Here is a 1,661-nt window from a genome sequence, read left to right as displayed (position 1 = left end):
CGGTTAAACACCCTTATTATGGACACTGCACCTCTTATTCGATATCAATCATACAATTACTTTAATTTACTTCGTTTTTCGACGATTCCAGATATATGTTAAATTATTTCAGTCGGTTTCCCATCAGCCGCTCCAAAGGCATCCTTGACGCTGAGCCTCCGGCGGATATGATGTGGCAGCCCTGCCGGCATCCCCCTAAGGGCGCTCCCTGCGGTCGCTTGGGGCTGCTAGCCGGATCAGCCTATCATATCCACCTTCTCAGCATCAAGGACCGCTTCGCTTGCCTTTTCCACTGGTTTCAACTTGTAAACGGACATAACGATTTATCAAACCTTAATTTGCTTTGGCTTCACAATGCCTTGCTTCACTGCTTCCATATACTCATATGGTGATAAGTCATAGATGCTGCCATGGATGCGGATTCGATTATAGTCTTGTATAAACTGACTCACAATTTCATAGGCCTGTGGATAAGACTCAAACTCATGTCGCTGGTAGCACTCCGCCTCTATTATCGAATGATACGATTCGATGTGAGCGTTTTTATTTGGCGTTTTAGGCGGGATACGCTCGTGGATCACACCAAACTCATCACACGCATCCTCGAAGAGATTGCTAATGAACTGTGGACCGTTATCGGAGCGTATGACCGGCTTCTCAGCCTTTTCAAAGAGCTGGCGTTTCATGAGCGCTTCCTGCGTGATCTGGACGAGATGCTTGGCTTCACAGGTCAATCCAATGTGATATGAAACGATGGCACGGTCAAACACGTCTATGATGCTCATAAGGAAGAAAAACCGTTGCTCCCCATGGACCCACCCATACTTGATATCCGTTTCCCACAGTTGGTTGGAACCTGTTATCTCGCGATTGTTAGCAAGTCGCTTTGAATGCTTTACCGTTATCTTCCGCTGAGGACGAAGCACGTCCATTTGCTTGCAAAGGCGATAGACCTTTTTCTTGTTAATCACCAGGCGATGGCGTCTTCGAAGAAGCACGGTCAGCTTGCGGTAACCGTAGTTTGCGCCTTCGCCGGCTAAGAACTCCATGATCCATTCGCAGATCTGTTCATCACTGATTGGCTTGCCTTCTTGTGTATATGATAAACCAGGTGCGGGGCGCCCGACCCTGTGGACAGTCTCTTGAGATTGCTGCTTACTTCTGTTCACATGTGCATAATACGTGGACCGCTCTACATCTAGCACACGCAGCACCAAGCTAATGTTATTGCCTTTCCGGATATACCTCTGGGCGATCTCTATTTTATCCGCAAGTGTGGGTTCGTTTTTTTTAGTAGGTCTTTGAGAATATCCCTCTCTAGGGCTTGCTCTGCAAAGAGCTTCTTCAGCTTCTCATTCTCTTTCTGCAGCTGTGCATAATCTTCTGCCGTGGGCACATACTTCGCTTGCTTGAAGCTGGCTCCATCCAACTGGTCCAGATCCTTTCGGTTCAGCTCTCTAGCCCACCGCAGAACCATCTTGGGATCCAGTTCATGCTGTCTTGCTACAGCAGTCATGTTGCCAATTTCCTTGCCCTTGGTAACTACCATCTTTTTAAATTCTAGATCATACTGCTTCTTCTTCATTTCGTTCCCCTCCGCCTCAATATTATTGTATCGGAGTAAGGGGTGTACTGTCCAAATTCATTTAGGGGCTAAATAG

2 protein-coding genes are annotated in these 1,661 nt (G+C 47.1%); both read right to left on the bottom strand.

Translation table 11 applies throughout. The features are described from left to right. Positions 1-326: 326 nt before the first annotated feature. Positions 327-1,256 (bottom strand): IS3 family transposase, encoded by a 930-nt coding sequence (locus tag AC4GZ8_RS26305; protein WP_491084834.1) that lies wholly within the window; start codon positions 1,254-1,256, stop codon positions 327-329. Positions 1,257-1,258: 2 nt separating this feature from the next. After that, positions 1,259-1,585: a transposase gene (locus AC4GZ8_RS26300; protein ID WP_491084833.1), complete on the bottom strand. Its 327-nt coding sequence runs from the start codon at positions 1,583-1,585 to the stop codon at positions 1,259-1,261. Positions 1,586-1,661: the final 76 nt, after the last annotated feature.

Source organism: Metabacillus sp. RB-C-LZQ-3-1 (assembly GCF_058315175.1).
Note: the sequence above shows the minus strand (reverse complement) of the source record. Positions and strands in the feature narration are given on the sequence as shown.